At 59.8% G+C, this 26,990-nt stretch carries 26 protein-coding genes, 3 tRNA genes and 1 pseudogene; 19 read left to right on the top strand and 11 right to left on the bottom strand.

From position 1 onward, the window contains the following. From rnr to cysE, 3 genes are all read left to right on the top strand, one after another. On the top strand, positions 1-2,502 hold the full coding sequence (gene rnr, locus EKL02_RS12005; protein ID WP_128902269.1) for a ribonuclease R: 2,502 nt from the start codon (positions 1-3) through the stop codon (positions 2,500-2,502). A 3-nt stretch (positions 2,503-2,505) separates the two neighbouring features. Further along, positions 2,506-3,246 (top strand): 23S rRNA (guanosine(2251)-2'-O)-methyltransferase RlmB, encoded by a 741-nt coding sequence (rlmB, locus tag EKL02_RS12000; protein WP_128902268.1) that lies wholly within the window; start codon positions 2,506-2,508, stop codon positions 3,244-3,246. An 85-nt stretch (positions 3,247-3,331) separates the two neighbouring features. After that, complete coding sequence (gene cysE, locus EKL02_RS11995) at positions 3,332-4,081, top strand: serine O-acetyltransferase (RefSeq protein ID WP_128902267.1); 750 nt, start codon at positions 3,332-3,334, stop codon at positions 4,079-4,081. Here the strand turns inward: cysE and EKL02_RS11990 are convergent. Genes EKL02_RS11990 through EKL02_RS11980 form a run of 3 tightly spaced genes read right to left on the bottom strand, consistent with a single transcriptional unit; the run spans position 4,062 to position 6,039 of the window. Next, a complete protein-coding gene (locus EKL02_RS11990; RefSeq protein ID WP_128902266.1) occupies positions 4,062-4,868 on the bottom strand; it encodes a UDP-2,3-diacylglucosamine diphosphatase in 807 nt (268 codons plus the stop codon). The two genes, cysE and EKL02_RS11990, sit on opposite strands and share 20 nt — an antisense overlap. Positions 4,869-4,895: 27 nt before the next feature. Next, positions 4,896-5,384 (bottom strand): peptidylprolyl isomerase, encoded by a 489-nt coding sequence (locus tag EKL02_RS11985; RefSeq protein WP_128902265.1) that lies wholly within the window; start codon positions 5,382-5,384, stop codon positions 4,896-4,898. Positions 5,385-5,427: 43 nt separating this feature from the next. Beyond that, on the bottom strand, positions 5,428-6,039 hold the full coding sequence (locus EKL02_RS11980; RefSeq protein WP_128902264.1) for a peptidylprolyl isomerase: 612 nt from the start codon (positions 6,037-6,039) through the stop codon (positions 5,428-5,430). Between the two features lie 110 nt (positions 6,040-6,149). On the opposite strand from EKL02_RS11980, the gene cysS reads away from it, so the two are divergent. The 13 genes from cysS (at position 6,150) to EKL02_RS11915 (ending at position 16,678) form a co-directional block, all read left to right on the top strand. Further along, on the top strand, positions 6,150-7,538 hold the full coding sequence (gene cysS / locus EKL02_RS11975; protein ID WP_128902263.1) for a cysteine--tRNA ligase: 1,389 nt from the start codon (positions 6,150-6,152) through the stop codon (positions 7,536-7,538). Positions 7,539-7,543: 5 nt separating this feature from the next. Then, positions 7,544-8,191 (top strand): DNA-3-methyladenine glycosylase, encoded by a 648-nt coding sequence (locus EKL02_RS11970; RefSeq protein WP_128902262.1) that lies wholly within the window; start codon positions 7,544-7,546, stop codon positions 8,189-8,191. Between the two features lie 41 nt (positions 8,192-8,232). Further along, positions 8,233-9,207 (top strand): acetyl-CoA carboxylase carboxyltransferase subunit alpha, encoded by a 975-nt coding sequence (locus EKL02_RS11965; RefSeq protein WP_128902261.1) that lies wholly within the window; start codon positions 8,233-8,235, stop codon positions 9,205-9,207. Between the two features lie 3 nt (positions 9,208-9,210). Further along, complete coding sequence (tilS, locus tag EKL02_RS11960; RefSeq protein WP_241687702.1) at positions 9,211-10,617, top strand: tRNA lysidine(34) synthetase TilS; 1,407 nt, start codon at positions 9,211-9,213, stop codon at positions 10,615-10,617. Between the two features lie 115 nt (positions 10,618-10,732). Next, positions 10,733-11,986, top strand: a complete 1,254-nt coding sequence (locus EKL02_RS11955) for an aspartate kinase (protein WP_128902259.1) — start codon at positions 10,733-10,735, stop codon at positions 11,984-11,986. An 89-nt stretch (positions 11,987-12,075) separates the two neighbouring features. Then, positions 12,076-12,169: transfer RNA gene (locus tag EKL02_RS11950), tRNA-Ser, on the top strand. A gap of 6 nt (positions 12,170-12,175) precedes the next feature. Next, positions 12,176-12,772, top strand: a complete 597-nt coding sequence (locus EKL02_RS18370; RefSeq protein WP_206732385.1) for a hypothetical protein — start codon at positions 12,176-12,178, stop codon at positions 12,770-12,772. A gap of 25 nt (positions 12,773-12,797) precedes the next feature. Then, positions 12,798-13,007: a DUF1653 domain-containing protein gene (locus tag EKL02_RS11940; protein WP_128902258.1), complete on the top strand. Its 210-nt coding sequence runs from the start codon at positions 12,798-12,800 to the stop codon at positions 13,005-13,007. Between the two features lie 102 nt (positions 13,008-13,109). After that, positions 13,110-14,504 carry a glutamate--tRNA ligase gene (gltX, locus tag EKL02_RS11935; protein ID WP_128902257.1) on the top strand — a complete coding sequence of 465 codons (1,395 nt, stop codon included), beginning with the start codon at positions 13,110-13,112 and terminating at the stop codon, positions 14,502-14,504. A gap of 62 nt (positions 14,505-14,566) precedes the next feature. Beyond that, a tRNA-Ala gene (locus tag EKL02_RS11930) sits at positions 14,567-14,642 on the top strand. A 36-nt stretch (positions 14,643-14,678) separates the two neighbouring features. Then, positions 14,679-14,754 (top strand) — tRNA-Glu (locus EKL02_RS11925). A gap of 50 nt (positions 14,755-14,804) precedes the next feature. Beyond that, the gene (gene earP, locus EKL02_RS11920; RefSeq protein ID WP_128902256.1) at positions 14,805-15,989 is read left to right on the top strand and encodes an elongation factor P maturation arginine rhamnosyltransferase EarP; all 1,185 of its coding nucleotides are present in this window, start codon (positions 14,805-14,807) and stop codon (positions 15,987-15,989) included. A 113-nt stretch (positions 15,990-16,102) separates the two neighbouring features. Then, entirely contained in the window at positions 16,103-16,678 is a 576-nt protein-coding gene (locus tag EKL02_RS11915) for an elongation factor P (protein WP_119783967.1), read from the top strand. Between the two features lie 15 nt (positions 16,679-16,693). On the opposite strand, the gene EKL02_RS11910 is transcribed toward EKL02_RS11915, so the two are convergent. Further along, positions 16,694-16,906, bottom strand: coding sequence for a hypothetical protein (locus EKL02_RS11910; RefSeq protein ID WP_128902255.1), 213 nt, complete (start codon positions 16,904-16,906; stop codon positions 16,694-16,696). Between the two features lie 26 nt (positions 16,907-16,932). Between EKL02_RS11910 and EKL02_RS11905 the strand changes: the two genes are divergently transcribed. Both EKL02_RS11905 and purU read left to right on the top strand, forming a co-directional pair. Beyond that, the gene (locus tag EKL02_RS11905) at positions 16,933-17,487 is read left to right on the top strand and encodes a polymer-forming cytoskeletal protein (RefSeq protein ID WP_128902254.1); all 555 of its coding nucleotides are present in this window, start codon (positions 16,933-16,935) and stop codon (positions 17,485-17,487) included. A 226-nt stretch (positions 17,488-17,713) separates the two neighbouring features. Then, a complete protein-coding gene (purU, locus tag EKL02_RS11900; RefSeq protein WP_128902253.1) occupies positions 17,714-18,589 on the top strand; it encodes a formyltetrahydrofolate deformylase in 876 nt (291 codons plus the stop codon). Positions 18,590-18,724: 135 nt separating this feature from the next. Here purU and EKL02_RS11895 read toward each other — a convergent pair whose 3' ends face one another. The 3 genes from EKL02_RS11895 to EKL02_RS11885 all read right to left on the bottom strand — a co-directional run bounded on the left by EKL02_RS11895 (position 18,725) and on the right by EKL02_RS11885 (position 24,144). Then, positions 18,725-20,698 (bottom strand): secretion protein, encoded by a 1,974-nt coding sequence (locus tag EKL02_RS11895; RefSeq protein WP_128902252.1) that lies wholly within the window; start codon positions 20,696-20,698, stop codon positions 18,725-18,727. A 285-nt stretch (positions 20,699-20,983) separates the two neighbouring features. Continuing rightward, positions 20,984-23,785: a lectin gene (locus EKL02_RS11890; RefSeq protein ID WP_241687701.1), complete on the bottom strand. Its 2,802-nt coding sequence runs from the start codon at positions 23,783-23,785 to the stop codon at positions 20,984-20,986. Between the two features lie 155 nt (positions 23,786-23,940). After that, the gene (locus tag EKL02_RS11885) at positions 23,941-24,144 is read right to left on the bottom strand and encodes a helix-turn-helix domain-containing protein (protein WP_241687871.1); all 204 of its coding nucleotides are present in this window, start codon (positions 24,142-24,144) and stop codon (positions 23,941-23,943) included. An 18-nt stretch (positions 24,145-24,162) separates the two neighbouring features. Here EKL02_RS11885 and EKL02_RS18580 point away from each other — a divergent pair. Beyond that, positions 24,163-24,291, top strand: a pseudogene (locus tag EKL02_RS18580) (hypothetical protein); the annotation flags it as partial. A gap of 126 nt (positions 24,292-24,417) precedes the next feature. On the opposite strand, the gene EKL02_RS11875 reads toward EKL02_RS18580, so the two are convergent. From EKL02_RS11875 to yjgA, 4 genes are read right to left on the bottom strand one after another with little or no spacing between them, the layout of a single operon-like run. Beyond that, positions 24,418-25,005, bottom strand: a complete 588-nt coding sequence (locus EKL02_RS11875) for a class I SAM-dependent methyltransferase (protein WP_128902251.1) — start codon at positions 25,003-25,005, stop codon at positions 24,418-24,420. Positions 25,006-25,034: 29 nt separating this feature from the next. Continuing rightward, positions 25,035-25,709 carry an alpha/beta hydrolase gene (locus EKL02_RS11870; protein ID WP_128902250.1) on the bottom strand — a complete coding sequence of 225 codons (675 nt, stop codon included), beginning with the start codon at positions 25,707-25,709 and terminating at the stop codon, positions 25,035-25,037. Between the two features lie 21 nt (positions 25,710-25,730). Beyond that, positions 25,731-26,351, bottom strand: coding sequence for a molybdopterin adenylyltransferase (gene mog, locus EKL02_RS11865; protein ID WP_128903482.1), 621 nt, complete (start codon positions 26,349-26,351; stop codon positions 25,731-25,733). Continuing rightward, positions 26,329-26,928 carry a ribosome biogenesis factor YjgA gene (gene yjgA, locus EKL02_RS11860; RefSeq protein WP_128902249.1) on the bottom strand — a complete coding sequence of 200 codons (600 nt, stop codon included), beginning with the start codon at positions 26,926-26,928 and terminating at the stop codon, positions 26,329-26,331. The genes mog and yjgA overlap by 23 nt, the downstream gene beginning before the upstream one ends. Positions 26,929-26,990: the final 62 nt, after the last annotated feature.

The raw sequence follows: 26,990 nt of genomic DNA, 5'->3' as shown, positions 1-26,990 counted from the left end.
TTGAGCCAATATCTTTATCCCATTCCTAGCCGAGAGGAAATCCTCGGACTATTGCGTACCTCCAAAGCGGCGCTGGACGCAGCGGCCCTTGCCGCCGCGCTCGGCGTCAAGCCCGACGAGACGGAAGGCCTGACGCGCCGCCTGAACGCCATGGAGCGCGACGGCCAGATCAAGCCGGACCGCAAGGGGCACTATCAACTCGCCAACCAGACCACCTTTATCGAAGGCCGCGTCAGCGGCCACCGTGAAGGATTTGGTTTCCTGATTCCGGACGATGGCGGCGACGATCTTTTCCTCTCCGAGCGGGAAATGCAAAAAGTGCTGAACGGCGACCGCGTACGGGCACGCATTGTCGGAGTCGACCGTCGCGGCCGTCCCGAGGGCAGCATTGTCGAAGTCATCTCGCGCGCCAATACCCATGTGATCGGGCGCCTGCTGAATGAAAACGGCGCCTGGGTCGTGGCACCCGAAGACAAGCGGATCGGTCAGGATATCCTGTTGGTTGGCAAGCCAGGCAAGGCCAAAGCCGGCCAGGTGGTCAGTGTCGAACTGATTGAGCAACCTGCGCGCTTTACCCAGCCGTCCGGCAAGATCGCCGAAGTGCTGGGCGATATCGATGACCCCGGCATGGAAATCGAAATCGCCGTGCGCAAGTATGGCGTGCCGCATGAGTTTTCCGAGTCGGCACTGAATCAGGCCGCCAAGCTGCCTGGCGTGGTGGTCGATGCCGACCTGCACGAACGTGTCGACTTGCGCGACGTGCCGCTGGTGACCATCGACGGCGAGGATGCGCGCGACTTTGATGACGCGGTGTATTGCGAACCCGTGAAGATCGGCCGCACTGCCGGCTACCGCCTGATCGTGGCGATTGCCGACGTCAGCCATTACGTCAAGCCCGGCGATTCGCTGGATGTCGATGCGATCGAGCGCAGCACATCGGTGTATTTCCCGCGCCGCGTCATTCCGATGTTGCCGGAAAAATTATCCAACGGCCTGTGCTCGCTGAATCCGGACGTGGACCGCCTGACCCTGGTGTGCGACGCCGTCATCACCAAGAAGGGCGAGATCAAGGCTTACCAGTTCTATCCGGCAGTAATCCATTCGGCCGCACGCCTGACCTATACGGAAGTTGCCGCCATCCTGGGAAATACCAAGGGACCGGAAGCGGCAAAGCGCGCGGCCCTGGTGCCGCACCTGACGCACCTCTACGAAGTGTTCCAGTCCCTGCTGACCGCGCGCCACGAGCGCGGCGCGATCGACTTCGAAACCACCGAGACCTATATCGTCTGCGATCCGAACGGCAAGATCGAAAAAATCCTGCCGCGCACGCGCAACGATGCGCACCGCCTGATCGAGGAATGCATGCTGGCGGCGAACGTTTGTGCCGCTGACCTGCTGGAACGGCACGAGCATCCCGGGGTGTACCGCGTGCATGCGCGCCCGACCAAGGAAAAGCTGACGCAGGTACGCAACTTCCTCAAGCAGGCGGGGCTGCACCTGGGCGGCGGCGAGGAGCCCATGGCGTCCGATTACGCCGAGTTGCTGCCCAAGATCAAGCTGCGCCCGGATGCCGTGCTGCTGCAGACCATGTTGCTGCGCTCCATGCAGCAGGCTGTCTACAGTCCGGACAATATCGGCCACTTCGGCCTGTCCTATGAAGCCTATGCGCACTTCACCAGCCCGATCCGGCGCTATCCGGACCTGCTGACGCATCGCGCCATCAAGGCCATTCTGCAAGGAAAGCGTTATTCGCCCAAGGGCATCGACACCACGGTGCTGAACACCATGCTGTCGCCGGCGGCACGCAAGATGCAGGCGCAGAACAAGGCTGCCGGGAAAAAGAAAAGCGAGGGCGACCTGGCGATCTGGGAAGCGCTCGGCATCCACTGTTCGGCCAACGAGCGCCGCGCCGACGAGGCGTCGCGCGATGTCGAAGCCTGGCTCAAGTGCTACTTCATCCGCGACAAGCTGGGCGAGGAATTCACCGGCACCATTTCGGGTGTGGCAGGATTCGGCATTTTCGTGCAGCTCGACCAGCTGTATATCGAAGGCATGGTGCATGTCACCGATCTCGGCGCCGATTACTTCCAGTACGACGAGACGCGTCATGAATTGCGCGGCGAGCGAACCGGCATCCGTTACCAGTTGACCGACCGTGTCACGGTACAGGTCAGCCGGGTCGACCTGGATGCGCGCAAGATCGACTTGCGCCTGGTGCATGAGCCGGGCATCCATACCCAGCTCAAGAACGAAGCCCGGCGTGCCGACGCCGAGCAGCAGCCCAGGGCCGCCAAGGGCAGGAGCAACTCCCGGCCTGCAGAGGAGGGGGGCAGGACTGAAAAGCCTGCCAGAAATTCCCAGGGGACAAAGTCAGGCAAGAGCAACAAGGGCGCCAGCCCCAAGGGCGGCGGGCCGGCAAAGTCAGCCCCGGCCAAGTCGTCGAAGACGTCGCGCGCACCCGGCAGTCGCGCGGCGAGCAAATCCGCCAGAAAAAAGCGTTAGACAATGAAAAGCAAGATGATTTTCGGCTTCCATGCCGTGACCGCCCGACTGCGCCATGACGCCACGTCGGTCGAGGAAATTTATATCGATGCGTCGCGTCACGACCGTCGCATGCAGGACCTGATCCAGGCCGTCAAGGCTGCCAATGTGCGCATCATCCATGCCGATGACCAGCGCCTCGACAGCATGGTCGGCACCCGCCGTCACCAGGGCGTGGTGGCCAAGGCCGGCGAGCTCTCACTGGCGCGCAATCTCGATGAACTGCTTGATGCGATCGAAGGCCCGCCGCTGTTGCTGATCCTCGATGGCATCACTGATCCGCACAACCTCGGCGCCTGCCTGCGGGTGGCCGACGGCGCCGGCGCGCATGCGGTCATCGCGCCCAAGGACCGGGCAGTCGGCCTGAATGCGACGGCAGCCAAGGTGGCCAGCGGCGCCGCCGAAACCGTCCCTTACATTACCGTCACGAACCTGGCGCGCACCATGCGCGAACTGAAGGAGCGTGATGTCTGGCTGTACGGCTTTTCCGATGATGCCGACAAGACCCTATACGAGGCAGAGCTCGCTGGTCCGGCAGCCCTGGTGATGGGTTCGGAAGGCGAGGGCATGCGCAGGCTCACGCGCGAGAATTGCGATGTCCTGGTCAGCATTCCGATGTTCGGCTCGGTCGAGAGCCTCAACGTCTCGGTAGCCTCCGGCGTGTGCCTGTACGAGGCGCGCCGCCAGCGCATCGCCAAGGCATGATCCGCCGGCGGGCATGCTCGGCCCGCCTGCCGGATTTTCCGCGTTGCGCTACCATTACGTTTCCGTATAACCATCATTGATTTTTATGTTCAGCCGCCTGCGTGAAGACATCGCCAGCATCATCGAACGTGACCCCGCCGCACGCACGTCATGGGAAGTGCTGACCTGTTATCCGGGCTTGCACGCGCTGATCATGCACCGATGGGCCAACTGGTGCTGGCGCCACGGCCTGAAATGGCCGGGCCGCTTCATCTCGCACCTGGCGCGCATCTTTACCGGCGTTGAAATCCATCCTGGCGCGACCATCGGCCGGCGCGTCTTCATCGACCATGGTTTTGGCGTGGTGATCGGCGAAACCGCCGAGATCGGCGACGATTGCACCATTTACCAGGGTGTGACCCTGGGCGGCACCTCGCTTTCCAAGGGCGCCAAACGTCATCCGACCCTGGAACGCGGCGTTATCGTCAGCGCCGGCGCCAAGGTGCTGGGCGGCTTTACGGTAGGCGAGGGCGCCAAGATCGGTTCCAACGCGGTGGTGGTCAAGGAAGTGCCGGCCGGGGCGACCGCGGTGGGCATACCGGCGCGTATCATCCAGAAAGAAACGAATGCGGTGCGCGAAGAGACGGCGGCACGCATGTTCGCCGCCTATGGCCTGACCACCGCTGCGGACGATCCGTTGTCCAAGGCCTTGCATGGCCTGATCGACAATGCGGCAACGCAGGAGTTGCAGGTGCTGAAAATCGTCGAAGCCCTGATGCGGGCTGGCATTGCCTGCGAACTTTTGCCGGAACTCGAAAAATTCGATCCGGAGCGGCTCAACAAGCTGGTGGAGTAAGCTCCCTGCCATCCAGGCCAACGCGCCTGACCACGCCATCCGCCGTGATGGCGATCCAGCCGCCGCGCGGCGCAACACAATCGCAATCCCAGTCGGGCAATACATAGCGCAGACGCTCTCCCGCAGGCTGCGCAGCGCGGTGGCATGCGGGTCGATGCGTATGGCCGTGTATCAGAAGGCTGCTGCCGGTGGCATCGAACAGTCCTGCCACGGCATCGGCATTAACATCCATGATTTCATAGGATTTTTCGCGCTGGGCAGCGCGGCTCTGGTCGCGCATGCCGGCAATGATGGCCTTGCGCTTTGCCAGCGGCATGGCGAGGAAATCGCTTTGCCATTGCGGCTGGCGCACCTGTGCGCGGAATGCCATGTAGCTGGTGTCGTCGGTGCACAGCGCATCGCCATGCGCAAGCGTCAACTTTCGGCCGGCGATGGTGGTGACGTACGGGTCTGGCAGCAGGGTGGCGCCGGTGGCTTTGGCAAAGGCTTCGCCAACCAGGAAATCGCGGTTGCCGGCGATCCAGAACACCTGCGCGCCTGCTGCGCTGACGGCTTGCAGCGCATCCGCAATTTGCCGGTTATACGGCGCATCAAGATCATCGTCGCCGGCCCAGTATTCGAACAGGTCGCCCAGCAGGTAAAGCTGGCGGGCATGGCGGGCGCGGTGCTGCAGGAAGTCGAGGAAGGCCGCCGTGGTCCTGGGCAGCGATTCGTGCAAATGGACGTCGGAAACAAAAAGCGCAACCGTTTCCGGTTGCGCCTTGCTTGCCTGGTGCGAAGCTGTCATGGGCAAGATGTCCGTGGCTTCATGCGCTTAGACGATCTCGGCTTTTTCGATCACGACATTTTCGACTGGCACGTCGGCGTGCATGCCGCCACGGCTGGTCTTGACGGCCTTGATCTTGTCGACCACGTCGGTGCCGTCGGTGACCTTGCCAAAGACACAGTAGCCCCAGCCATCCTGGCCCGGATAGTCAAGGAAGCTGTTGTTCTTGACGTTGATGAAGAATTGCGCGGATGCCGAATGCGGCGCCTGGGTACGGGCCATGGCCAGGGTATAGGCCTCGTTCTTCAGGCCGTTCTTGGCTTCGTTTTCGATCGGTTCCTTGGTCGGTTTCTGTTTCATGCCCGGCTCGAAGCCGCCGCCCTGGATCATGAAACCATCGATGACGCGATGGAAGATGGTGCCGTCATAGTGGCCTTCGCGCACATAGGACAGGAAGTTTTCGACAGTCTTCGGGGCTTTTTCCGCGTCGAGTTCGATGGTGATCTTGCCGTGATTGGTGGTGAGGATGACAGCCATGATGGTCCTTGTTGAGTGATTATCTGAAAAATTTATTGCGGTCTTACTTGACGATACTGGCCGATTCGATCACCACGGGCGTCGTCGGCACATTCTGGTGCATGCCCTTGTTGCCGGTCGGGACGGCACGGATCTTGTCGACGACTTCCGTGCCCTTGACGACTTTGCCAAAGACAGCATAGCCCCAGCCATCCTGGCCGGGAGCGTTGAGAAAATCGTTATTCTTGACGTTGATGAAGAACTGCGCGGACGCCGAATGCGGCGACGAGGTACGTGCCATGGCGACAGTGTAAGTATCGTTCTTCAGGCCATTTTTTGCCTCGTTCTCGATGGGGGGGCGCGTCGGCTTTTGGGCCATGTCCTTGTCGAAGCCGCCACCCTGGATCATGAAGTTTTCCATGACGCGGTGGAAAATGGTGCCCGAGTAATGCCCGCTTTTGACATATTCCAGGAAATTGGCCACGGATTTAGGGGCCTTGTCGGCATTCAATTCCAGCACGATTTCGCCCATGCTGGTTTTCAGCGCTACGCGCGGGTTTTGGACTTGTTCGGCCTTGACGGACTCGGCCTTGTCCGCTGCTTGTGCAATCAGGGCGGAAGAAGCCAGCAGGATGCCAGAGGCAAATTTCAGCAGGCGGCGACGGGATGCGAGCATGGGTCTATCCTTTTTTCATCAATGTTATACTGCCGGGAAACCAAACATTTTAACAAAATACGCTTTATTCTAGTGGCTGCGCGATTGTCCGGCCTCATAATTTGCCCCCAATGACTGCATTAAAGATTTACAACACGCTAGCGCGTGACAAGCAGGCTTTTGCCCCGATCGAGCCTGGCCGGGTGCGCATGTACGTATGCGGCATGACTGTCTACGACTATTGCCACCTTGGCCATGCCCGGGTGATGGTGGTATTCGACATGGTGCAACGCTGGTTGCGCGCCTCCGGCTATGACGTCACTTACGTGCGCAATATCACCGATATCGACGACAAGATCATCAAGCGCGCCGTCGAAAACAATGAAACGATTTCGCAGTTGACCGGGCGCTTCATCGCCGCCATGGACGAGGATGCGGCAGCCTTGGGCGTGCAAAAGCCCGACCATGAGCCGCGCGCCACCGATTACGTGCCGCAGATGCTGGGGCTGATCGGCAAGCTGGAGCAAAACGGCCTGGCGTACAAAGCCGCCGATGGTGATGTCAATTATTCGGTGCGCGATTTCGGCGGTTATGGCAAGTTGTCCGGCAAGTCGCTCGACGACCTGCGCGCCGGCGAGCGCGTGGATGTCAATACCGGCAAGCGCGACCCGCTGGACTTCGTGCTGTGGAAAGCCGCCAAGGAAGCCGAGCCGGAAGAAGTCAAATGGTCTTCGCCCTGGGGCAGCGGCCGTCCCGGCTGGCACATCGAGTGTTCAGCCATGTCGTGCGAATTGCTGGGCGAGCGCTTCGATATCCACGGCGGCGGCGCCGACCTGCAATTCCCGCACCATGAAAATGAAATTGCCCAGTCCGAAGGCGCGCATGGCGGGCAATTCGTCAATTACTGGATGCACAATGGCTTCGTGCGCGTGGACAATGAAAAAATGTCCAAGTCGCTCGGCAATTTCTTCACCATTCGCGATGTCCTGAAAAAATACGATGCCGAGGTGGTGCGCTTTTTCATCCTGCGCGCCCACTACCGCAGCCCATTGAATTATTCCGACGCCCACCTGGATGATGCCCGCGGATCGCTCACGCGCCTGTACACGGCATTGAAGGAAGTGGCGCCGGACGACGGAGCGCTGGACCGCGCGGAAGCGCATGCAGTGCGCTTTGCCGAGGCGCTTGACGACGATTTCAATACGCCGCTGGCGATTTCCGTATTGTTCGAGCTGGCCAATGAAGTCAACAAGACGAAATCGGCGCCGCTGGCGCGGCAGCTGAAGGCGCTGGCCAATGTGATCGGCTTGCTGGAGCGCGCGCCGCAGCAATTCCTGCATGGCGCCCCTGGTGGCGATACGGGTGCCGAAGCGGCAATCCTGGCACGCATCGATGCCCGTGCGGCCGCCAAGAAGGCGAAAAATTTTGCCGAAGCTGACCGCCTGCGCGCCGAATTGCTGGCCGAAGGCATCGTTCTCGAAGACAAACCGGGCGGCGTTACCGAATGGCGCAGGGCATAAGCGGCATGGCCAAAACGACTGCCAGCGAGGTGCGCGTCTTCATTCCGGATTATTGGGAAGATGCCAAGGCCGAACTGATGAAGCGCGACCGCATCATGCGCCGGCTGATTCCGCAATTCGGCGACTTGCGCCTGGTCGGCCGCGGGGATCCCTTTACGACCCTGGCCCGTTCTGTTGTTGGGCAGCAAATATCCGTCAAAGCGGCCGATACCATCTGGACACGCTTTACCGACATGTGTCCTAAAGTGACGCCGGCACAGATTTTGAAGGCTGGAGACGGGCTGGCTGGCTGTGGCCTGTCCAAGCGTAAAGCCGAATATATCCTCGATCTGGCGCGCCATTTCAAGGAAAAAAAGGTGCATGCCGACCAGTGGACGGCCATGGAAGATGAGGCGGTGATCGCCGAACTGGTGCAAATTCGTGGTATCGGACGCTGGACAGCGGAGATGTTTTTGATATTTAATCTGCTGCGACCGAATATTTTGCCTTTGGATGACCTGGGGTTGCTTAAAGGCATTAGCGTTAATTATTTCTCTGGAGAACCAGTTTCGCGCAGCGATGCGCGCGAAGTGGCTGCCAATTGGGCACCCTGGTGTACGGTAGCGACCTGGTACTTGTGGCGTAGCCTGACGCCGGTGCCGGTAGAATACTGATCCGGAACTGCATCCACCCGTGTTGAACAGAAGGGAACACGATGAGTAAAACCACATTCCTCAATTTCGAGCAGCCGATCGCGGAGCTGGATTCCAAGATCGAAGAACTGCGCTTCGTGCAGGATGATTCCGCTGTCGATATCTCGGAAGAGATCGAGCGCCTGGCGAAGAAAAGCGAACAGCTGACCAAGGATATCTACGCCAAGCTCACGCCCTGGCAAGTCTCGCAGATCGCGCGTCATCCGCAGCGCCCGTATACCATGGATTACGTCAACGAAATCTTCACGGATTTCCATGAGCTGCATGGCGACCGCACCTTTGCCGACGACCTTTCCATCGTCGGCGGCCTGGCGCGTTTCAATGGCCAGGCTTGCATGGTGATCGGCCACCAGAAGGGGCGCGATACCAAGGAGCGCGCCATGCGCAACTTCGGCATGCCGCGCCCGGAAGGCTATCGCAAGGCGATGCGCCTGATGAAGCTGGCGGAAAAATTCAACCTGCCGATCTTTACCTTCGTCGATACGCCGGGCGCCTTCCCCGGCATCGATGCCGAGGAGCGCGGCCAGTCCGAAGCGCTGGGCCATAACATCTACGTGATGGCTGAACTGAAGGTGCCGCTGATCGCCACCATCATCGGCGAGGGCGGTTCGGGCGGCGCGCTGGCGATCGCCGTGGGCGATTGCGTGCTGATGCTGCAATACTCGACTTACTCGGTGATCTCGCCGGAAGGCTGCGCCTCGATCCTGTGGAAGACAGCCGACCGTGCCAGCGAAGCAGCCGAGAACCTTGGCCTGACCGCGCACCGTCTGAAAGCCATGAACCTGATCGACAAGATCGTCAGTGAGCCGCTGGGCGGCGCACATCGCGATCCGAAGCAGATGGCGGCGATGCTGAAGCGCGCGCTGGCCGACTCGCTGCGCCAGTTCCAGGGCATGAAGCCGAAGGATTTGCTGGCTGCACGTCATGAGAAGCTGATGAGCTACGGCAAATTCAAGGAAATCACGCCGCAGGACTAAGGCGTGGGCCATTCGTCTGCGCACTCGCCCTCTGTGGGCGACCGATTCGAACGCGCGCTGGAAGCGATTCTGGCGCGCGTTTCCTTTTGCGCCGATGCGCCGCCCACCGTTGCCGTCGCCTACAGCGGCGGCCTCGACTCTTCGGTGCTCTTGCGCCTGGCGCAGCAGGCAGCCGCGGCGCGCGGCTTGCGCCTGTTTGCCTTCCATATTCATCATGGCTTGAGTCTCAATGCCGATGCCTGGACTGCGCATTGCGAGGGCGAGGCGCAGGCGCTCAGCGTGGCCTTCGAGGCGCGCCGGGTACAGATTGATGCAGCCGGGCGCAGCGGCGTCGAAGAGGCTGCGCGCCTGGTCCGCTATGCCACCCTGGGCGATATGTGCCGCCAGCATGGGGTGTCCCTGCTGCTGACGGCGCATCACCTGGATGACCAGGCCGAGACGGTATTGCTACAGCTCTTGCGCGGCTCCGGCGTTGCCGGCCTGTCCGGCATGGATGCAGTGAACGCCGCGCCTACGCTGCTGGGCGACCCGGACCTGTTGATGGCGCGCCCCCTGCTGGACGTGGGTCGCGCCGAACTGGAAGCCTGGGCTGCGAAAGCCGGCATCCGGCATGTGGACGATGAATCGAACGCCGATCCCCGCTATGCCCGCAACGCCTTGCGTCATGGCGTGATGCAGCAGCTGGGGCAAAGCTTTCCGGGTTTCCAGGAGCGCCTGGCGCGCAGTGCCGGCCATATGCAGGCGGCGCAGCGCTTGCTGGAGCAGCTGGCGCAGGAAGACCTGGCAGCGTGTGCCACGGGCGCCTGCCTGGACCTTGAACGCCTGCGCGCCTTGAGCAGCGAGCGTCTTGATAACCTGCTGCGCCACTGGATGAGCGTGCAGGGCGTGCGCATGCCTTCGACTTCGTGGCTGGCTGAAATGCGCACGCAACTGCTGCAAGCCAAGGCCGATGCGCAATTGTGCGTGTCGCACCCGGACTGCGCTATCCGGCGCCACCGCAACCTCGTGTACCTGACGCCAAAATGGGATGCGGATGCGACCGATGTGGCACCCTTGTCCTTCCGCTGGCAGGGCGAGGCTCGGCTGGAATTTCCGGCCTACCGGGGGCGGCTGCATTTCGAACCCGCGCCAGAAGGACTCGACGCCGCCTGGCTGCGCGCGCAGAACTTGCAAATCCGCTATCGCAAGGGCGGCGAAACCGTCAAGCTGGCCGCCAACCGTCCCACGCGCAGCCTCAAGCAGCATTTCCAGGCTCTCGGGGTACCTGGCTGGGAGCGTCCCTTCCTGCCGCTAGTGATGGCTTCCCAAGAGTTGTTGTATGCGGCCGGTATCGGCATGGATTGTCACCATATCGGAATGGGGCAGGGCGACTATATCCGCCTGCGCTGGGAGCATGTGCTGGCAGTCTAGCAACAGCTTTTTGTCACGCACGTTGTGCTGTAATCCGGGCTTGCCCACTTGTGTTCCCGGCTCGCAACAGGTAGACTAAAAGGTTGATTTTTATTCGTTTTTCATCATTTTAGTTATGGCACTCATAGTTCACAAATACGGCGGTACGTCGATGGGCTCGACCGAGCGTATCCGCAATGTCGCCAGGCGCGTCGCCAAATGGCACGACGCCGGCAACCAGATCGTGGTCGTGCCATCCGCGATGTCGGGCGAGACCAACCGCCTGATCGGCCTGGCCAGGGAAATCATGCCGCAGCCCGACCCGCGCGAGCTCGACATGCTCGCTTCCACCGGCGAGCAGGTGTCGGTGGCGCTGCTGTCGATGGCGCTGCAGTCGCTCGGCAAGCAGGCGGTGTCGTACGCCGGCTGGCAAGTTCCCATCAAGACCGATTCGGCCTTTACTAAGGCGCGCATCCAGTCGATCGATGATGCCAGGATCCGCAAGGACCTCGATGCCGGCAAGGTCGTCATCGTTACCGGCTTCCAGGGCGTGGACGAGGGCGGCAATATCACGACCCTCGGTCGCGGCGGCTCCGATACCTCGGCTGTTGCCGTGGCTGCGGCGCTGAAGGCGCAGGAATGCCTGATCTATACTGACGTCGACGGCGTCTACACGACGGATCCGCGCGTGGTCTCCGAAGCGCGTCGCCTGAACACGGTGACCTTCGAGGAAATGCTGGAAATGGCCTCGCTGGGCTCCAAGGTCCTGCAGATCCGCTCGGTGGAATTTGCCGGCAACTACCGCATGCCCACGCGCGTGCTGTCGTCGCTGACCGACCCGATGATACCGCTGGAAGAAGAAGCCAAATCCGGTACCCTGATTTCGTTTGAGGAAGATACAAAGATGGAACAAGCAACAATCACCGGCATCGCCTTCAGCCGCGACGAAGCCAAGATCACCGTGCAGGGCGTGCCGGACAAGCCGGGCATTGCCTACCAGATCCTCGGCCCGGTTGCCGATGCCAATATTGAAGTCGACATGATCATCCAGAACCAGTCGGTGGATGGCAAGACCGATTTCTCCTTTACTGTGCCGCGCGGTGAATACGCCAAGACCATTGACGTGCTGGAAAAGAGCGTCAAGGGCCATATCAGCCCGACCAGCATCACCGGCGACACCAAGGTGTCGAAAGTGTCGGTGGTGGGCGTGGGCATGCGCAGCCACGTCGGTATTGCTTCGCAAATGTTCCGTACCTTGGCCGAAGAAGGCATCAACATCCAGTTGATCTCGACCTCGGAGATCAAGATTTCCGTCCTGATCGATGAAAAATACATGGAACTGGCCGTGCGCGCGTTGCACAAGGCATTCGATCTGGAAAAAGCTGCCTGATTCGAACAATAGTTTGATTGACCAGACGCGCGTGAGAAGTTATTATGCGTGGCTGAACAGAAACGGACATTCTTGACCGTTTCTCGTGTGGAGACGTGGCCGAGTGGTCGAAGGCACTTCCCTGCTAAGGAAGCATATGGGCTTAAACCTGTATCGAGGGTTCGACTCCCTCCGTCTCCGCCAAAAAACATGAAAATAGCCCCGCAAGGGGCTTTTTTCATTTTGGCGGAGACGGGCGCGCAAAGCTTCGTCTCTGCGGGGCGGGGTGTCGCGCAGCGGCGCGCCGGGCCGCAGTTTCCCAACCTGCCCGACAAGGTTTATGATGGCGTTACATCTAAGCCTGCTTTGATTAAGGATGCCACGCGGCAGCACCGTACCATGGTGAACCTGTTCAACAAACTCTCCGGTCACACCAAAACCCCGGCAGGCATGGAGCGCAAGATCATGCGCCTGTTGCCCAGAGTAGCGCTTTTCGGCAGTGTCCTTGTCGCGTTGCCGGCGTTGGTCGTGCGACTGCTGCCACTGTCCGATCCCGATACTGCTGGACCCAAGCTTATCGCCACGGTCGACATCCTGTGCATCGCCGTGATGATCGTGTTCTGGATCGCCATCGTCACCGTGGGCATTGGCGCTTTCGTCGTCATGCTGATGAAAGGTCCGGCCTATGTGGCCGACCCCTATGCGCTTTCCGACGCCGACAAGCCTGGCAAGTCGATGAAGCAAATGCAGCCAGGCAGGGCAGTGCAGCAGCCGGATGACAGTGCGCCGCCCGTGCAGGACAACTGATTTTCAACGCCTTTGATTTCCATTCATGACAAACAATACTCCTGCACGTTACCGGCACTACAAAGGCGGCATTTACGAACTGGTGTGCGAGGCGACGCGCGAAGCCGACCTTGTGCCGGTGATCGTCTACCGCGCGCACAATGGCACGGTCTGGGTGCGCGACAAGGCGGTGTTTTTCGAAACGATCGACGTCGACGGCAAGCCCGTGCAGCGCTTTGCGCCCATCGCGGAATGAGCGGCGGTTTCCACGCAGGCATCCAACACGGTAAAATACGCTTTTATTCATAAATTCAACGGCTTTGGCGTTCCAAGGCCGTTTTTATTTGCCACCTACGCCATGACCGTCCGCACCCGTTTCGCTCCCAGCCCCACCGGCTATCTCCATCTCGGCGGCGCCCGCACCGCGCTGTTTTCGTGGGCGTATGCCCGCCACTTCGGCGGCACCTTCATCCTGCGCATCGAGGATACCGACCTGGAGCGCTCGACCCCGGAGGCGGTGCAGGCGATCCTCGATGGCATGCAATGGCTTGGTCTTGCGCATGACGAAGGTCCGTTCTACCAGATGAAGCGGATGGACCGCTACCGCGAAGTGATCGCGCAAATGCTGCAGGCGGGTTCGGCCTATTACTGCTATTCCTCGCCGGAAGAAGTCGAGGCGATGCGCGAGCGCCTGCGCGCTGCCGGCGAAAAGCCGCGCTACGACGGCACCTGGCGTCCCGAGCCGGGCAAGACCTTGCCGCCGCTGCCGGAAGGCCGCAAGCCGGTGGTGCGCTTCCGCAATCCGCCCGATGGCGACGTCACCTGGAACGATGTCGTCAAGGGGCCGATCACGATTTCCAACCGCGAGCTCGACGACCTCGTGATTGCGCGACAGGATGGCACGCCGACCTACAACTTCTGCGTGGCGATCGACGACTGGGACATGGACATCACCCACGTGATCCGCGGCGATGACCATGTCAACAATACCCCGCGCCAGATCAATATCCTGCAGGCGCTGGGCGCGCCGCTGCCGCAATACGGTCACGTGCCGATGATCCTCGGCGCCGATGGCGAAAAGCTGTCCAAGCGCCACGGCGCCGTCAGCGTCATGGAATACCCGGCGCAGGGCTATCTGCCGGAAGCCATGCTGAATTACCTGGCGCGCCTGGGCTGGAGCCATGGCGATGACGAAATTTTCTCGATGGAGCAATTGTGTTCGTGGTTCGACCTCGACCACCTTTCCAAGTCGCCGGCGCAGTTCAACCCGGAAAAGCTGGCATGGCTGAACAACCATTACATCAAGCTGGCCGACAACGAGCGCCTGGCGGACCTGGTGCGTCCGGTGATGGAACGTGAAGGCGCGCAGTTCGACGGCGCGCCGGCGCTGGCTTCGGCGATCGGGCTGATGAAGGACCGTACCAATACGCTGAACGAGCTGGCCGATGCCGCCATGCTGTTCTATCGCCAGCCGCATCCCGATGCGGCCTTGCTGGCGCAGCACCTGACCGAGGCGGTGAAGCCGGCGCTTCTGCAATATGCCGAACAGTGCAAGACGGTGGAGTGGAAGAAGGAAGCCTTGTCGGCCATGCTGAAGGAAGTGCTGGCCGCGCACAAGCTGAAGATGCCGCAGCTGGCCATGCCTTTGCGCCTCCTGATCACGGGCCAGTTGCAGACGCCTTCGATCGATGCCGTGGTTGAATTATTTGGCCGCGAAACGGTGCTGGCGCGACTGGCAAAGCATCTTTCATAAATATTCAAAAAGTGGATTTGCAGAATCAAGGAAGCTTTGCTATAATTTCGCTTCTACGCAAGGGGGGTATAGCTCAGCTGGGAGAGCGCTTGCATGGCATGCAAGAGGTCAGCGGTTCGATCCCGCTTACCTCCACCATTAAATAGTGTAGATTAGCAATACGGACAGGTTACTGTCCCCATCGTCTAGAGGCCTAGGACATCACCCTTTCACGGTGAGTACGGGGGTTCGAATCCCCCTGGGGACGCCAAATAAAAACGCCACGCATCTGCGTGGCGTTTTTCATTTATGCTTTTGCAAATGATCCAAGCCCAATCCCTCGCCATCTTCTGCAAGGTCGTCGACAACTTCGGCGATATCGGCATCTGCTGGCGCCTGGCGCGGCAGCTGGGGCACGAGCATGGTCTTGCCGTGACCTTGTGGGTGGACGATCTGCTCAGCTTTCAGCGGATATGCCCGGATGTCGAGATTGACGTCGCGCTGCAGCAAGTTGCGGGCGTGACGGTGCGCCACTGGCGCGACCAGGAAGGTACATTCTCTGCAGACGATATCGCCGATATCGTCATCGAATTTTTTGGCTGCGATATCCCGCCGGGCTACATCACGGCCATGGCCGAGTGCACTCCACGCCCGGTGTGGCTCAACCTGGAAGGCTTGAGCGCCGAGGATTGGGTGGAAGGGTGTCATGCCTTGCCTTCGATGCACCCGCGCCTGCCACTGACGAAGCATTTCTTCTTCCCGGGCTTTACCGTCAAAACCGGTGGCTTGCTGCATGAAGCTGACCTTGAACACGAGCGCCGGCAATTCCAGTCGGATCCCGCAGCGATGCGGGACTTTTTCGCGCGCCTGGGTGTCACGCCCGCCGAGATGGCTGCGGTGAAGGTTTCCCTGTTCTGTTATCCCTTCGCGCCGGTTGCGGCGTTGTTTGAGGCGTGGCAGGGCGGCGATACCGCCATTGTGTGCCTGGTGCCTGAAGGCGTTGCAACAGAGACGGTACGGGATTTTCTGGAAGCGGAAGCCAGGCCGGGTGCGGCGCGCACCCGCGGCGCGCTTACCGTGCGGGTGATGCCCTTCGTTGCCCAGCCGGATTACGACCGGCTGCTATGGGCATGCGACCTCAATTTTGTGCGCGGCGAGGATTCTTTCGTGCGGGCGCAGTGGGCGGGCAAGCCTTTTATCTGGCATATCTACCTGCAAGACAAAAATCTGCATCACGTCAAATTGCGGGCTTTCTTGCAACGCTATGCAAGCAATATTGATAGCCTGGTGGCTTTTTCCCTGCGCTGGAACGGCGCCTCGTCCGAATGCGTCGATGACGCGCCCAGTTGGACATCGATATGGCGGGCAGTCCGGGACGACATGCCGAAAATTACAGATCGGTCGGCCGAGTGGCAGCGCCAGATGCTTTTGCTCGGAGATTTGTCTTCCAATTTGCTGAAGTTTGCCGAGGCGTTACGGCTAGACGCGGACGAAAACAAGGTATAATGCGCGGTTAATCTATCTCGTTTGTTTTCGATCAAACAACGTGAGCTTAAGGCGCAGTTAGCCATGAGGCGACAGATGATTTTCATGCAACCTATTTTTTACGTACATTTTCTATGAAACCTGCAAAAGAAGTTCGCGTTGGCAACATCATCATGGTTGACGGCAAGCCTTTTATCGTTCTGCGTTCTGACGTCAACGGTTCGAGCCGCACCGGCTTTACCTACAAATGGAAGATGAAAAATCTTCTGACGAACAGCCCGCTGGAAAACGTCTTCCGTGGTGACGACAAGTTCGACGTCGTGGTACTCGACAAGAAGCCTGTGACCTATTCGTATTTCGCAGACCCGCTGTATGTCTTCATGGATGAAGAATACAACCAGTTCGAAATCGAAGAAGAAAACCTGGGCGATGCGCTGCATTACCTGAAAGACGGCATGGAATGCGAAGCCGTTTTCTATGATGGCAAGGCGATTTCCGTGGAATTGCCAATCACTATCGCGCGCCAGGTGGTTTACTCGGAGCCGGCAGTCAAGGGCAATACTTCGGGCAATGTCCTGAAGGAAGCCCAGATTGAAAACGCCATCGAGGCGCATCGCCACACCGTCCAGGTGCCGCTGTTTGTCGCAACCGACGATGTGATTGAAATCGATACCCGCACCAATGAATACAAGCGCGTGGTTCGTAACTAAATCCGCGTACCGTACTCAAGAAAAACGCTGCCGTTTCGGCAGCGTTTTTTTTCGTCTATCGCTTTGTCCGCAAGGGGCTTTTTGGCTGTTACAAATAATTTTCTGAATTTGTAACAATGCCGGAACTTTCTGAAATTGCCAGTGACCAATGCAAGTGCCCACATTATTTCCAAACGGCATCAGGCTAAGGCCTGCGGTTGGCGCGAAAGAATTTTTTAATCCAGACATTGAGTTGTCCATTTTCAGGAGATAGCATGCTTCGTTCAGATACGCTTTTCGGCAAACGCGATTCCACTACCAATACTTCCACCACGACGAACAGCCCGGCGCAACCGTTCGGCAGCAGCCTGTCTTCTTCCAGCACGCTCAAGACCGGCGCAGCTGCCGCCAACGTGCCGTCGTCGATCGACAATAGCGCCGCCAAGGCGGCTCCTGTGGCCAGCACCAACGAAGTCGGCAGCAAGCTGATCGTCGGCCCGAACATCAAGCTCAAGGGCGTTGAAATCACCGATTGCGACACGCTCGTGGTTGAAGGCCGTGTCGAGGCCACCATGGATTCGCGCGTGATCCAGATCGCCGAGTGCGGCGCGTTCAAGGGTTCGGCTGAAATCGATATCGCTGAAATCCATGGCGAATTTGATGGCGACCTGACCGTGCGTCAGAAATTGGTGATCTACGCGACCGGCAAGGTCACCGGCAAGATCCGTTACGGCAAGGTCGTCATTGAAGAAGGCGGCCAGCTGGCCGGCGATGTCCAGGTCGGCACCGCCACCGCAGCGCGCAACCTGTCGGTCGCCAAGGCCGGCTGATCCAGCCCTGCTGCATTGCGGAAGGTGTCTCATGCATCGACTCGTCCATGAAGCGATAGGGCGCCGACGGTAGCCTTCCGTTGCAAGACATGGCCAGCATCCGCAAGGTGCTGGCCATTTTTTGTGCGCGCGTCGCTGGAAAGCTGCATCCGGGTGGAGAAAATCACGCTAGCCGTGCGACAATAACAAGGTTACGCAACCACGGCACAACAGCTTCGATTTTTCCATGACCACGACGCATCCGGAATACATCCTTACCCTGTCCTGTCTCGATCAGCGCGGCATCGTGCATCGCGTTTCTGGCTTCCTGGCCGAGCACGGCTGCAACATCATCGATTCGGCGCAGTTCGGCGATGCGCAGTCCAGGCTGTTTTTCATGCGCGTGCATTTTTCCGCGGAAGACCCGTCATTCCCGGATGCGGCCCTGCGCGCGCAGTTTGCCGCCATGGCCGATGGCATGGGGATGAACTGGCAGTTGCATGACGCGGTGAAGAAGCCGCGCGTGATGCTGATGGTGTCCAAGATCGGCCACTGCCTCAATGACCTGCTGTTCCGCTACAAGAGCGGCCTGCTGCCGGTGGAAATCCCGGCGATCGTCTCCAACCACACGGATTTTTACCAGCTGGCGGCAAGCTACAACATCCCTTTTCATCATCTGCCGCTGGACGCCGGCGCGCCGGACGCAGCCAAGCGCGCCCAGGAAGCGCGGGTAATGGAAATCGTCAAGACGCATGATATCGACCTGGTGGTGCTGGCGCGTTACATGCAGATTCTCTCGCCGGAGATGTGCGAGACCTTGAGAGGGCGGGCAATCAACATCCATCACTCCTTCCTGCCCAGCTTCAAGGGCGCCAAGCCTTACTACCAGGCGCATGACCGCGGCGTGAAGCTGATCGGCGCGACCGCCCATTTCGTAACAGGCGACCTCGACGAGGGGCCGATCATCGAGCAGGGCGTTGAACGGGTCGATCATTCCATGGACCCGGATACCCTGACGGCCATCGGTCGCGATATCGAATGCGTGGTGCTGGCGCGCGCGGTGAAGTGGTTTGTCGAACACCGCATCCTGCTCAATGGCCACAAGACGGTAGTGTTCAACTAGGATCTGATCGCGGTCTTGTGCCCGGACCAGCCCCGGGCAGGTGGCTGTGTTCGCTCGCGCTTTGTGCTGGTAACGATAATTTATATTTTTCCTCTGAAATGTTTACCGATGTGGTAACCGTCCACTGCGCGGCGTTCAATAGTAGAGAAACCCCAGGACTTCCCGAAGGCGATCGCCGGTGCTGCGCATGCGGTCCCAGCGTTCCATCGAGACATCGCCTTGACGAAACTCCCGGAAAAATTCATTCGCTTGCAATTGGGTCATGATGGCTTCGATATTGGCAGGGCTACTGTTGGCGAAGCCGAATTTCTCGCGCAAGGCCTTCATCCGGCTTGCCATGGATTCATCAGCGCCTGCGGCGGTCTCGGCGATCTGGACGGGTGATCTCGGCGTGACCAGAATGAGTGCCGAGCGCTGCAGGTCATTGGTCTTCTTGTTTGAAAACAGGTATTGAATCACGGGCACATCCTGCAGCCCCGGCACACCGTCACGCGTGCTGGAAGCCGATTTTTCGCTCAATCCGCTCAAGACCAGGGTGTCGCCGAGGTTCATCACGACATTCGCGTTGGCCGTGATTTCGCCAATCTCGATCTGGTAAGCCACGCGGGGATTATCGGAACTGGCGTTCAGAGAAGTTCGCTGCGCCTCGACCTTGAGCTGCACGCGCCCCTGCGGCAGGAATGAAGGCGTGACGGCCAGCTTGATGCCGAAGCGCTTGTCCAGCGGCACTATGGTGGTACCGCCTTGCTGGCTGGTCGAGACTACACCCGCGCTCAGGTTGGTGCCTGAGAAAAACTCGGACGGCAGGCCCTCGATCGCGGCCAGGGTGGGCCGCGCCAGCACTTCGTTCACCGAGTTGTTGGCGTTGGCGATGTTCAGCGAATAGGTCAGCGCCGGGATGGTCACGGCGCGGGTGATGGCGGTGCTGGTGCTGGCGCCGGCGTTGTTCAGGTTGTTCGAGGTAAAGTTCCGGGAATACGCGGGCAAGTTGCCGGCTACCGAGCCGAGCTGGAGCGTCAACGCGCTAAGCAGGTTGACGCCTTTGGAGGTCGAGATCAGCTCCTGGGTGGACAGCAGCACCACATCGATGAGGACCATGCGCGGGCCGCTGCCGGCCGCGTCCGCGAGGGGCGCAGCTGGTGCGGAGACTGCTCGCTCAGCCGGCGGTGCGACAACGTCCGGCTTGGGGCTGGAAACAACGGCTGGTGCGGTTTTTTCAGCGGGGGGAGAAGCAAACTTCGGCAAGGTGAATGCCTGCGCGAGTTGCACGGGACGCTCGTTGGGTGGGGCCGAAGCCAAGCTCGTGCGCACCATGCCTGCTGCGGCCGGGTTTTTTGCGCCAGGGCCATCTTGCTCCTGCTTAAGATAAAAAGACTTCCATTGCGCCAGCCGCCGATCCACGCGCTCGACCTCTGGCCCGCCGCCGGTGAGTTGGTTCAATCTCTCTCGCATCCGCTCGGCCTGGGCAAAATTTTTGCAGGAGGCATACACCGAAATGCTCGACCGGATGAAACCTTGATTCGGTTCCATCGACGCTTTCTGGAACTGGTCGGCCATGGCGCACGCCGTTCTCGCATCGCCCGTCAGATACGAGGCCACCATCAAGCCGTAAAGGGACACGGCGCTCTCCGGGGTCATCAGCAGAACGTCGGAAAATGCCAGCCTGGCGCGGTCGAACTGCTTGAGGTCCATGTACGCCAGCCCCAGAAATTCCCGGGCGATCCAGTTGCCCGGATCGATTCGCAGCGCCTGCTGGTAGCCCTCCAGCGCCATTTCATTCTTTTGCGTGTCGCCATGCCGGGCTTGCAGGTGGTAGATGAAGCCGTTCAGGAAATGCAGGTGCGAGTTGCGCGGGTCAAGCTGCAAGGCTTCGTTGACCGCCAATTGTGCCTGCGGCAGTTCCTGGCGCTTGATGAAGTTGACCGCTCCGGTGACCTTGGCCAGCATCTCCGAGTCGTACGAGCCCGCTGGCACCAATGGAAGTTCCTTCACCATGTCGGCAAAGGACTTCGCAGGCACATCGGCCCAGGCCGGGGGCAGGGCGCAAAGCGCAACTGTCAGGGCTGCCGCAACTTTGCGAAGGCGGAATGTGGCGGTATTTTTTTTCATGAGCGATGAAGTATTCCAAAGATCAACGGTATTTTTGTGGGTTGTAAACGCATGATGGCCCCGGATTTCCGAGGTCATCAACATCAGGTATTAGCGAAGCCCCATGTGTTAGTCACCTTGCCAGGAACCGCGCCGCCCGCCAGGTCTACAGGAATGGGCATGACCACTGCGGTTTGTCTTGCGCATTGGCGGGTAGGTTTAACGCCAGCGAGCTAAACACTGCGGAAACTGCTAGCAATATTCTGTTCATCGCGACTCGGCTCCGGCGCCGGGGGAGTGTTTTCATCAGCGTGGTCCTGTACGAGAGAAGGTGAGCTGGTCAATTCCGGAGCCCGCGCGCCCCATCATGCAGCCGAGCCTTTCAGTTCCGGGGACCTGGTAGGCTTGGAAGGTGCCGCCACTGCCGCCAAACATGCCATAGCTAACACCCCCGCTGCTGATCATGCCAAATGCGTCTACGGTGGTGCCGCTGCGAGAGTGGACCTCGTAGAAGTAGTGACCGGCGGGCAGCACTACCTCGGCGGTGTAGGGCGCGTTGCCCAAGTTGCCGTGCACGGCCCCCCAGCCATTGGGATAAAGGAACTGCAAACCATCCACCCTTGCACCAGCGCGGATACGAAACCCAATCACGTATTGACCTTGGCAGGTGGTGTAGTCATCCCAAGGGGCACCACCGCCACCGCCAACTTGCTGCATGCCGATCAAAGTCCCTTGGACATTGGAGGCGGGTCGACCGTCACGACCCTGGATTTCCCCATAGTTGATCCAGTGGTCGAGTGCGTCTTCATAGTTGGCTTTACCAAAGGCATTTTGAAGATCTGGATAGCGATCCAGGTAACTGGCGACGCTGAAGTCGCTGCTGCCCTGGCGCCCTTGCCGAATACCATAGTCCAGCCAGTGCTGTACCACGCAACGCAGGTCGCTCGCGCTGCATAACTGCTGAACATCAAGATAGCGGTTCCTGTAGAAAGTCGCACTGAACTCGGGGCTGGCCTGCCTACCTTGGTCAAGGCCGTAGATTTGCCAGTGCGTGGCCAGGTCCATGTTGATGGCCAATACATCGGGTGCGTGGTCGTAGTAGAAGTCCCAATCAAAAACGGACGCAGCAAAGAGGGGATCTGGGCCCTTCTTGTGCTTCTTTTTCTTACCGAGTTTTTTGAAGGCGTTGCCTGCATCGTTAAAGGCTTTGTTGGCGGCGTTGGAGGTCTTGCTGGCCACATCGCGCGCGGCGTTCTTGACGTTGTCATATTCTTTACGGGCAGCTTCCGCGGCTCTCTGTGCTTCCTGCTCGGCTGCCTTGGCGGCTTTTTGCGCTTCGGCTTCGGCGGCCCGCTGTGCGGCTGCCGCCGCATCACTTATTTTTTTCAACTCAGCATTGGCGGCGTTGGCCGTATAACCGCTGAGGTTTTTGTACTCGCCCGCGATCTTGTTATAGGCGGCTTCCAGTTCCTTGCCGAAACAACCAGGGATTTTAGCCGGATCGACGTTGACTCCGCCCTCGCCTTCAAACACCTTGTCAAGATCGGTGCTGGCTTGGAGCTTCATCTTGGTCTTGATCTCGAAGGGGTTCACGCAACTGGCGTTGACTTCAATCTCCAAAGTGCCTTCCGGCGGCTTCACGGAGCCGCTGCTCATGCCCTCCACCGGGACACCGCCGTGCATAGTCACCTTCACCTTCTGGCCAGCAAAGTTGCCCTCCAAGCCCATTTCTCGCATCAAGATACTTATGGCCGTGGTTTGCGTCATGTTGAAGCTGACTTTGCCCAGGGGCCCGAGTTTGAGCGTGAGAGCCCTGCCGATTTCGCTACGCAGCCCGTCCAGGCCTGCTGAGGCTGCTAGCCAACCCATCTTTTGCCCCAGGATGTTCACGTCGCCAGCAGCTTTCATCAGCGGGCCACCCTCGGCCAGCGGGCCGAGAACGGCGAGGTTGAAGTACTTGTTATCGTCAGGGAAGGGTTTGCTGCTATCACCAAAACGGTACTCCGGTGCCGGTGTTGGGTTGCGCAACTGGATTGCTGACAGCGGGGCGGACATGGCAAACAGAGGGTCCTTGAACGTCTCGATGTTGCGGATAAACCCACCACCGTACTTCTTCAGGCGGGGGTCGGGTGAAGCCATGGCGATCATCACATGGGCTGCATCCTCCATGGTGAAGTTGGCGGGGGTCGACATGCGGAATGAGAAGTCCAGCAGATCCATGCCACCCGCCGGGGTGAGTGGCGTCTGGAACTGGGTGAGGACTTTCTTGTCGGTGGCGCCCTTGTAGGCCGCGTTGCCCTTGTAGCCGAAGACCAGGGCGTTGTTGAGGAAGAACGTGGCGTCCGTCAGCGTCATTTGTGGCATGCCGAAATTCAAAGAGGTCTTGGGAGCAAACTGGAACTCCACAAAGGCCTCGGGTTTCATGGCATCGGCTCCCGCTTGCTTCATGGTGTTGCCATGAGCGACGGCGTCAGCCGCAGCGGCGCCAGCACCGGCACCGCCCGCTAAGTCGGTCGGGATCGGCATCACCACGGCGGCACGCATCGTCATCTCGTTGCCCTTTACGCCCATGGACTCCATCGCCAACTTGATAGCGCCGCCCAGGTTGGCGCGGGCCGCGAGCTGCACGCCGCTGGAGAAAGACAGGGTGTTGACATTGAAGTAGTTATCGCGCACCACTTTTTGCAGCGCGGGCGGCATCTTGATGTTGCCCAGCTCGTAGTCGGTCGTGGAAATGGAAATGATGGGCGCGCTCAGCGAGGTTTCGCCCATCACTTTTTGCGCTTTCTCCCCCAGCAGCCTGGGCATCTTCATGGACTTGTCGACCACCAGCAGCAGGGTTTGTTGTGAGGTTCCGCTGGTGAAGAAGTACAGCTGCAAGGGGCCCGACTGGGTCATGTAGCAACCCGTGAGATTGCCGCCGCAGCTGGTTTTCTTCAAGGCGCCGACCATGCCCTGCACCTGATCCCTGGCTTCCGCGATGGGCAGGGCACCCAGCATCTTCTTCAGCGACGGTGTGATTTCCGGGACGCCTTGTGCGTGCACTGGCATGTGGAGTACGGTGGCGCCGAGCAGCAGGAAGCCGGCCTGGAACATTAATTTTTTCATGGTGGTCGCAAGTGGCTGTAAAGCAACCAGTATAGGCATTTCCAAATGGAAACTTTATGAGCGAATCTGAGCAAACCTGAGTGCACTCACTCAGGGGATGCAGGTTGCGTGCCATCACCAATCCAATCGCGGCGCAGGGGAATCAACATCGACGCCTATCGGTAGATTTTCGTTTTGGCATAAAAACAGTAACCGATCGCGCGTAAAGTGTTGACCGGCAGCGCTTGGCTGCAAGCCTCCTTGACCTTGCGCCGCAAGCGCCGCATTTGTGTGTCCAGCCGACGCTGATCATATTCCAGGAAATCTTCGCCGAATGCTTCGACAATCGTTCTTCGAGTAACGCACTCGCCTCCGCTCATCAGGGTTAGCAAAACGGTGTGATCCTGCCCGGAAAATTTGTGCGAGACATTACGACGGACACCGACGATGCGGCGATTGTCAAGGCAATCATCGCCCTTGCGCACAGCATGAAACTGGAAATCGCCGTGGAAGGCGTGGAGACTCTGGAACAACTGAACTTTTTGCATGAACAGGAGTGCGACTCCATGCAGGGCTATTTTTTAGCATGGAGCTGCCTGCGGCACATTTGCAGACATTTTTTGCTGCCGTTTTTCTACCTAAGTCTGCGCCGTCTACGGCTTGATCGCAGCAAATTCCCACACCAGGTGCGATTGCTGGCCGGTCAGGCGTTCGCCAAGGCTTTTCAGGCGGTGCCCCAGGCCGGGATGTGTAGGTTCATAGGCGCCGCGTGGATGTACGCGGCACTGCCGTTTCAACCTGAAACTGCCATGAAAGCCATACATGCGCCCGATGACGTGGGGTTCGGTGAAGTAGCGGTGTGTCTTGCCCGTGATGATGTTGACGTGGGTGGGGTCGCGGAAGGCCTTGTCATGCGGGTAGGCCGGCGTGATTGCATACAGGATGCCGTCGTGCTTGAGCACGCGCCAGATCTCGTTCATGAGTTCGATGAAGGGAAAGCGCGAACTCTGGTTTGCATAGTCGAGCGCCACGCGCGGCACATGCTCGAAAAAATCATAGGCCGAGACCGAATCGAACATGTTGTCGGCAAACGGGATGGGCTCGACGCTCAGGTTGGCGCGGGCGATCTGTATGCCTTCGCCGCCGGCGTCGGCGCGGATGTCCACGCCGTACAGTTCGGGATGGCCAAAGGGGTTTTTCGGGCGCGCACCGCAGCCCAGGTCCAAATGTTTCCGGCTCATTGTGAGTAAGTCAGGTCAGGAGGTGAGATTCAGGCCAGCACGCGCTCGAGCCAGCCGCCGATATCGTCGATTTCTTCCATGCAGACGGAGTGTTGCATCGGGTATGCATGCCATTCTACATTGTGGCCGAGTCCGGCCAGTAAGTCGCGCGAAGCTTCGGCGCGCTGCAGCGGGATCACCGGGTCGCCTGTGCCATGCGTCATGAAAATCGGCGTGGCGTGGTTGGCGGCATGGCATTCTGCTGCGACCACGTCAGCCAGCGGCAGGTATCCCGACAGGCACAGCAGGCCGCCGAGCGGCTCCGGATGGCGCAAGCCGGTTTGCAGCGTCATGGCGCAGCCTTGCGAAAAGCCGGCGAGCAGGATGCGGTTCGAGGGGATGCCGCGGGCCTTTTCGCGGGCGATCAATTGTTCGATCGCTGCCTGTGAATTGCGCAAGCCGCCTTCATCTTCGCGGCGGGTCAAATCTTCGCCCAGCAGGATGTCGTACCACGAGCGCATCACGTAGCCGCCGTTCATGGTCACCGGCATCATGGGCGCATGCGGAAAGATGAAGCGGATCGCCGGGCACCCCGACAAGTCCAGTTCGCGCACGATGGGCACGAAGTCGGAACCATCGGCGCCCAGGCCATGCATCCAGATGATGGAGACGGTCGGATTGGGGGCGGTGTCGATCTGGATCGATTCAAGAAGGGCGTCGCTCATGCTGGGCAAGGATGGTTGGGTTCAGGATTTTGGGCGGATGGCGGATTTTGGCCGGAAGGCCTTGCACACGGCGTCATGCGTTTCGATATAGGGGCCGCCGATCAGGTCGATGCAATAGGGAACAGCGGCGAAAATACCCTGCACCAGGGTCTTGCCGTCGGCATCCTTCAAGCCCTCCAGCGTTTCCTTGATGGACTTGGGCTGGCCCGGCAGGTTCATGATCAGTGCGGCATGGTCCGCGGTCTCGCGGATCACCGCGACCTGGCGCGACAGGATGGCGGTCGGCACGAACTGCAGGCTGATCTGGCGCATCTGTTCGCCGAAACCGGGCATTTCCTTCGTGGCGACGGCGAGCGTGGCTTCGGGCGTCACATCCCGGCGCGACGGGCCGGTGCCGCCAGTCGTCAGCACGAGGTCGCAACCGGCGACCTCCACCAGTTCGACCAGTGTCTGTTCGATGCTTGCGCGGTCGTCAGGGATCAGGCGCGACTCCATGCGCCAGGGGCTGGCAAGCGCGGCCGTGAACCATTCCTGCAGGGCAGGCAAGCCCTGGTCCTGGTAAATGCCGGCGGATGCGCGGTCGGAAATCGAGACCAGGCCGATTACCAGCTCATCCGGATCATTCCTCGTCGTCTTCGGCATCGGCTTGATCGTCAGCGTCGGCATCCTGTGCGGCGTCTTCCTTTTCGAGGCCTTTCAGGATCTGGAAGATTTCGCGGTAAGCCTTGGGCGGCTTGTTGTCGGCCTGTTCCTTGCGGGCGTTGCGGATCAGGGTGCGCAGGTGCTGGGCATCCAGTTCCGGGTGGGCTGCCACCAGCTCAGTCAGGGCGCCGTCATTGGCCAGCAGCTTGTCGCGGCGGCGCTCGATCAGGTGCAGGGCAGCGGCTTCCGCCTTGGACGTGCCGCGCCAGCTGTCGATGACTTTCTGGATGGCGGCGACTTCATGCGGTTCGAGGGTGCGCATCTTCTTGCCGACGTACTGCAACTGGCGGCGGCGGCCTTCGTGATCCGTGATTTTCTGGCACTCGAGAATGGCGTCGCGCACGTCTTCCGGCATGGGGACGCGTTTGACGCGATCGCGCGAGTTGGCTATCAATTCCGCCCCCAGTTTTTGCAGCGCGGTCATTTCGCGCTTTAACTGGGATTTGGAGGGGCGGTCGTATTCCTGCTCGAATTCGTTGGACTGGTAGCCGCAGGAGCCTCGGTTAGGATTTGGCATGGATTTGCGAGATGCTTAAGCAATTTGGTTAACGGCTGCTATCATAACCGCTTTCCCGTCGA

The organism is Janthinobacterium sp. 17J80-10 (assembly GCF_004114795.1).
Lineage (GTDB): Bacteria > Pseudomonadota > Gammaproteobacteria > Burkholderiales > Burkholderiaceae_D > Paucimonas.
This window is presented reverse-complemented; position numbering and strand designations above follow the sequence as displayed.